This window comes from Vibrio sp. 1249-1 (assembly GCF_033340495.1).
The window spans coordinates 206837-213401 of sequence record NZ_JAWOWJ010000007.1 but is presented as its reverse complement, the minus strand read 5'-3'; the positions used below and the strand labels follow the sequence as shown (position 1 = coordinate 213401).

Below are 6565 nucleotides of genomic sequence, written 5' to 3'. Positions count from 1 at the left end.
TATCTATCAATAGGTTAAGTGAGAAATTAATTTTTAAAAAATTAACTCTGAGCACTACTGCCATGCTCGCTTTAGAGTGAAATGTCTCCCACGTGGGAGACTTTGGCAAAACGCGCTATTTACCTATATCTATCAATAGGTTAAGTGAGAAATTAATTTTTAAAAAATTAACTCTGAGCACTACTGCCATGCTCGCTTTAGAGCGAAATGTCTCCCACGTGGGAGACTTTAGCAAAAAAGACCTTTTTATCTAAATCTATCAATAGGTTAGTTGCTATTTTAATTTTTAAAAAATTAACGATCTATAGTTACAAGGCTTGCTCAAATTATAAACAACAACAATCAGGTAAAGTAAATATAAACGGCAAATCGAACCGAAAAATGTACTACTTTTCAGTCAGGATATAAAAAACATGATGTTGCTGGGGTATTATGGCATAGATTTATTGATAAGGCCTAACTGGTGGCGTAATATCACTAAAAGCTTAGATTATTCAAGAGGAACTGGTGTTTATGGCTAAATCTAGAAAGCCCATTTCGCTTATTTGCTACAACCATAAGGGTGGTGTGGGTAAGACTTTTATTGCGAGTTGGTTAGCATACTTATTTGCAACCGGCGGAGTAGATAAGAAAGGTAAGAAGTATCGCGTTGTCTTAGTTGACCTTGATAGCCAACAAAACTCCAGTAAAACATTCTTAGAGATGCAATATAGAAGTGGGTTGCCATATCTATTACCGCCACTACATCCAGACTACGTAGATGGCGACCCAGATAACGGCACGTGGAATGGTTACTCAACGAGTTCAGACATACTCTTCGATCGTCAATTTGTATACTACCCAGTTAAAGATGTACCTAACTTGAAAGTTCTTCCATCTGAGGGGCGTGTAGATAGGCTGAATGACGTTTTCTCTGATAGAGATGCATACATTCCACTGATCTCTGAATTGACAGAAACATACCTTGAAGTAGAAGGTGACTTGGATGAAGTTGATATTATTATCTTTGATTCACCACCAAGTAAGACAGCGATTACTGAAGGCTTTATGACAAAGTGTTCACACGTGATCATTCCGACACAGCTGGAATATGATTCTGTAGAGGCTGTACCGAATCTACTTGAAACAATTCGAATCAACAATGAATCCACTGACGAACCAATAAACGTTGTTGGTGTTATTCCGAACCTCGTTCGTTCTAGTAGTTTGACTAATAGTGAGTTAGAACAATTCACAAACCTCATTGAGAATGTGAGTCGATACGAACCGGTACTAAATACTAGTAATCTTGTACCGGATGACTTCTTTTTAGTGAATCGAGTAATTTTCAAACCTAGACGTAAGCCAGATAACTTAGAAGAAGTTTTCTCATTAAAGAAAGATGTTAAAGCTACGGAAGAAATGACTAAGTTATACAAATTTGTAAGTGAAAGAATTGGTGTTTAATTATGGCCGAAAGTAAAAACAAAGTTACTGTAAGAGGACGTAATCGACGTTCATCTGGCCTCGATAAAATGGAGCAAGCTCGTTCTAAAGTACGTGAGCAACAGGAACAGCAAGACAATGGAAATCAAGAGTCTCAACAACCTTGGGAACCAGCAATCAATACAGGTGCTAAAGATTGTATCCGTGATGATTTAGCTATCGCTTCTGTCAGTCCTGACCCTCAGAATGCTCGTGACTTTCCTGTTATCAGGCCAACAGCTGAGGCTATGTTTCTGGCTCAGGAAGAAAATGTCGGTAAGCCTTATGTGATTATTGATAAAGGAACCATAGTTAATAAGACCCCTAAAAACCATCCGTTATACAAACACATTCAAACTCAGATTGATGAAATAGTTCTACTAGCTGAACAGATCCGTGAGGGTGGTGGAATTTACCAGCCAATAGAGGTGTACCGTGTCGGAGGTACTGATTACAGAATTGTGTTTGGACATAGACGTTTTTATTCAGTTGTATATCTAACTGGATGGGATGGTGTATGGCCGTTCCAGGTACACAGACAGAAACCAAAATCTCCTAAGTTAAGACAGTTTGCTGAGAATAACTCTAGAAGTGATTTAGCCCTCCATGAAAAAATATATGCTTTTAAAATGGCATATGATGAAATCAAAGATGACGAATCCAAAGAACTGACTGCTGTCGAAACCATGAAGTTGATGGGTTTGAAAAATGCGTCCTTCTACCGGTATCTGCTGCTAAACAAATTCCCGTTCATCTATGATGCCGTTCGTGATGGCATTGACTTTATGACCATCCGGGAACTTGAAGAAGCTCTCAAATTACCAGATGGAACGGAAGATGAAGAACTAGCTGTTAAGATGAACCTAGCAGAGATGTTCTTAAATAACTCCATGTCAGTTCCTGAATATTTGAAAGCAGTTAATGAAGACGAAGAGCTGGAGTCACCAAATGATTCTGATTTGGGCTTAGATGGCAATGACCAAAACAACGAGAATGACGATTCCCAAGCTGGTAAAGAACCACAAAATGAGATTCGAAGAGGTCGTAAAGCCAAATATTATGTCCCGCCAAGAATCAAGAATACCAATGTAGTTAAAACGCTTCTCACAAGCGACATAACTAAAATGGAGATTGAAGGTATCAACTGGGAAGAGGTTAACTGGGAGGATAGGGCACAAGTAAACCAATGTCTCGATGCCACGATAAAAGCTCTTGAAGAGATGAAACAAGAAGATTAGGAATTATAAAGGTCACCAAGTGACCTTTTTTTTATATTAGAATGTAAAGAAAATACTAATGAAAAAACAAAAAACCACCCTACTGGCCAGTAGAGTGGTTTTGGATATTTGATTAGTCTAGCCCTAGCAAATCATCGCCAAAATCAAGATCACTTTCATCTAGGGAGACAGTATTCGAATCTGCTGGCTTGGTAACATTCGAACTTGATTGACTGTCAGCAGATGTGCCACTACTCGTTACTGTTTCCGATGTAGGTGCGCTACTTGGAATATCTTGAGCAACTACGTGATGAACTGGTGATGCTACTGCAGGCAATCCTCCTAGCTGTCCATTCTTTACCATTAAGCCGAGTCTCATTAGGTAACGAATTTCTTCCGCTCGGCCCTTTTCATTGATTCGTGAAAGATGGTCAAAAAGGTCAGGGTGGATGTCTTGAAGTACACGTAGATTACATCTTACAAACTCTACGTCGTTTTGAAGCTGTTGAGGCTTACTCATAACATGCTCCTATTACTTCTTGAAAAGACCTTTTCTCACCATTGCATTCATTCGTTGCATGCCACCTTCTTGGAAACCAATTACGTTTGCACGCAAGCTATCTTGAAGAATTTGAATATCATGGTTTGGAAATGCTTTCTGTAAAGCTGGTTTGTAAAGCGCAGCCGGGCCACCTACGATAATGATGCGGTCCAAATCTTGAGCGTCACCAACCTTGTTTACTACAGTTGAGATTGCTTCTTCCGCAACTGAATTGATAGCATCTGTGAAATCAAATTGCGGTGTTTTATCGCATCCTTGATGAACTGGGAAATCCATAGTACGACCAAACAATTTTAATTTACCAGTTACAAACGCTTGATCTAATAGCTCAACATTGATGTCGTTGATACGTGTAAATGACGGATGCTCTTTGAACACCTCTAATGCAGCATCTGCTACGGTTGCCAATACACGTGACATGCCAGCTTCATAATCGCCAGAACGGTTTTCATTGGCAATTAGACCACGAGTAACAAGCCAGTCGACAGTTAGGTATCCTGGGTCAACTACAAGCAGGTTCTCATTCTTCATTTCATTAAAGCGACCTTGACCACCTTCACGCGCATAAGCTAATAAACCACCTAGTGGCTGTGCAATAACCCAAGCTGACTTAATAGTAATCTCACGGCCATCGCCAAGATCATGCTTTCCTTCTACCATTTGTTTTAGTTCTTCACGGCGAGGCATAACCGAAACTGGTAGGCCACAAACAAGCAAATCTACTTGTTCATCAGGAATCATTTTTAGAGCGCCAAGTAATAATGCTTTGTATCGCTCAGAATCAATATATCCCTCAGTGTTTAACACGCGAGAAGATCGCGGGTCAGAAGAAGCGTGAACATCTTCACCGACTTCATACTTATTTTTACCTACTGGTACCACAACGGTTTTACGTGAACTAAGGATGTCACTGCCTAAATTCTGCTTACTGTACTTAACAGGTACTGGTACGGATGGGTAAGTACGAATAACAAAGCCTTCTTTTGTTACTCCAGTCACTGTAGATGACGTGCCGTAGCCAATTTCAACAGATCTAACGATTGGATCAGTCATATTTTACTCCAGTAAATGGTTTCAACCATCATTCAAAAATTGGGTGGTGTCCTCTGCGACCTTATAGCAGTCGCGTGGGACTTCTGAAATATAAACGCTACATATTGAAATTGCAATAAAATCATTAAAGTGTTCGTTGTGACTTCCATGAAGTTACACAAGACTTCTTGAGTAGAATCCAAAGTATTTCCAAATACAAGCAAGTGTCCTACATGACTTCTAAGAGGTCACATGGAACACCCGTCACCATTGAGATTTTTGACTGATTAAAAAGAATTGGGCTAGAAGCGAGTAAAAAACGAGCAAATCAAGCGTTTTACTATGGTTAGTAGTGCTGACGCTGATGTTAGGTAAGCCAATATCAGAAAATATCGACGTAATTGATACCTATGAGCGTCCCATTTAGAACTTAGCCATAGAAAAACGAACCCAAATGACCAATTAAAGTGGTGTAAATAAGGCTAGATAATCACCACGGTTGCAAGAAAACTCCTTCAAAATCTCCAGTCATAAATTCTTCAATATTTTGATTAAAGTCGGCGCCGAACTGAATGGTTGCATTTGTTCATAACTTGCCGATTTGCATAAAAGTCGGCACCGAACTCGGTGCGGGTATTCAATAAAACAAAATTTGTTGAAATTGAGATAGTCGGTGGTTTTAAAATCGGTCTGGACTAACTCGGCACCGAACTAGAGTGTTGAGTTAAACCTAACTTATGCAGGAAACCAGCAATGTCGGCACCGAACTAGTGCCGGATATTAGTCGTTAATTTTCAGTGCCTGGATTTGTCAAAAAACAACGAAGTTTAATGAGCATTAAACCCGGCACCGAACTGCAAAAGAGACGTATCTCTAACATTGCCGAAATCCAACTAACTCGGCACCGAACTATTGCAGGGCTTGCTTGCACTTTCCTCTTCGTTTTTTACGAATTCATCAAGGAAATGCAAACCCGGCACCGAACTGAACGTGGAGGCCATTCCTTCACCCGTTGCCGGAATATTCAAACACGGCACCGAGCAAATAGGTGTAGAGATTGAAAAATAAAAAGAGGTTTGAGGGGGCGTATGCCAAGACAGTCAATCGAAACTGCTAGGGCAGAAATTAGAACCACCTTAGAAAAGCTCATTGAAGAGGCAACCACGGTTGTTGATGGCTATTGGATTGAATTCAGAATGATGAATATGAAACTCCAAGAGCGTGAGCGGAAAGAAGGGGCTCCAGAAGGTTATCTTCGAGGGAATTATGGTCCTCGCATTACCGTTCGAACGGGTAAGACATATATCGAGTGGGTTTTTTACGGGCCTGGTCGTTATGGGGGAAGAAAGAAATCGTGGGGTGAGCGAGTAGCTCCTAGAAAGGGTCCGGTATATCAAATGTCCCAGTTCGCTAAAAAGGCACAACCTTGGGAACTTGAGATGATTGAAGAAGCTGAAAACAAACTTCGCCCTTTACGTTATGCAATTGAACATGTGCATGGAGCTCAGGCTTATCTAAGTCGTCTCCTTTCAAAAATGGATAAAACCGAAACAGAAACACTGAACTCTGAGGAACAAGAATAATGGCAGAACAAAATTCACAACAAAATGGAACGGAACAAAGCAATCGTCCATCTGCGCGCAGACCACAACAAAGACGCAATGAGTTTGTACAAACACGCAAGTCAGTTCCTTACACTTTGCAAGTGCAATCAAATGCAATGCTGGATTATATGTCACGTAATGGTGGAGCAGCAGCTGGCGCATTCCAACGAGTAGCAGGCCTTATCCAGTTCACAGCGAATGACACAGTTGTACGTGAGCGATTGGATACGTGGTTTGAAAGTGTAATCGCCAATGCATCTGAGCGTGCTAACGCATTATCTGTACAGCAGGAAAAATATAGCGAAGGTATTGTGACTAATGTGCCTCGTCCAAAGGTTCCTGAAAACTACAAGTACGTCGTTGAGATCACTCACCCAATTTTTTGGAAACTGATTGGTCTGGTAGAGATGATTGATAACGTTATGGGGGAGATAGAGTTCCTATGGTTATCTGGCCAATTGGAAGACGTTCACCTGCAGAACGCTCAAGGCCAAGCCATCAATACTATTCGTACAATGGTCAATCGTATCTACTACGTTACCAATGCATCACGTAATCGTAAGGGTGGTTTATACAATCCTGATGCATACAACGAGCTAATGCAGGCTCTAATCAAAAACGAAGAAGCTCCAGAGCACCAAGAGAATGAAACTGGTGAGCAGGAAGCCGCTGCAACAGCAGCGTAG

General features: G+C 40.8%; 6 protein-coding genes. 4 read left to right on the top strand and 2 right to left on the bottom strand.

Annotation, left to right across the window (positions count from 1 at the left end; all coding sequences use genetic code 11):
- Positions 1 to 513: 513 nt before the first annotated feature.
- Together R7Z50_RS15065 and R7Z50_RS15060 are read left to right on the top strand one after the other, a co-directional pair.
- Positions 514 to 1446, top strand: a complete 933-nt coding sequence (locus R7Z50_RS15065; RefSeq protein ID WP_053409734.1) for a ParA family protein — start codon at positions 514 to 516, stop codon at positions 1444 to 1446.
- A gap of 2 nt (positions 1447 to 1448) precedes the next feature.
- On the top strand, positions 1449 to 2702 hold the full coding sequence (locus R7Z50_RS15060) for a ParB/RepB/Spo0J family partition protein (RefSeq protein ID WP_053409735.1): 1254 nt from the start codon (positions 1449 to 1451) through the stop codon (positions 2700 to 2702).
- A gap of 112 nt (positions 2703 to 2814) precedes the next feature.
- Here the strand turns inward: R7Z50_RS15060 and R7Z50_RS15055 are convergent, their stop codons facing one another.
- Complete coding sequence (locus R7Z50_RS15055; RefSeq protein WP_053409736.1) at positions 2815 to 3201, bottom strand: hypothetical protein; 387 nt, start codon at positions 3199 to 3201, stop codon at positions 2815 to 2817.
- A 12-nt stretch (positions 3202 to 3213) separates the two neighbouring features.
- Entirely contained in the window at positions 3214 to 4296 is a 1083-nt protein-coding gene (locus tag R7Z50_RS15050; RefSeq protein ID WP_053409737.1) for a PRTRC system protein D, read from the bottom strand.
- Positions 4297 to 5363: 1067 nt separating this feature from the next.
- Between R7Z50_RS15050 and mobI the strand changes: the two genes are divergently transcribed.
- Together mobI and R7Z50_RS15040 are read left to right on the top strand one after the other, a co-directional pair.
- On the top strand, positions 5364 to 5858 hold the full coding sequence (gene mobI / locus R7Z50_RS15045) for a conjugative transfer protein MobI(A/C) (RefSeq protein WP_053409738.1): 495 nt from the start codon (positions 5364 to 5366) through the stop codon (positions 5856 to 5858).
- A complete protein-coding gene (locus R7Z50_RS15040; RefSeq protein WP_053409739.1) occupies positions 5858 to 6565 on the top strand; it encodes a hypothetical protein in 708 nt (235 codons plus the stop codon). The genes mobI and R7Z50_RS15040 overlap by 1 nt, the downstream gene beginning before the upstream one ends.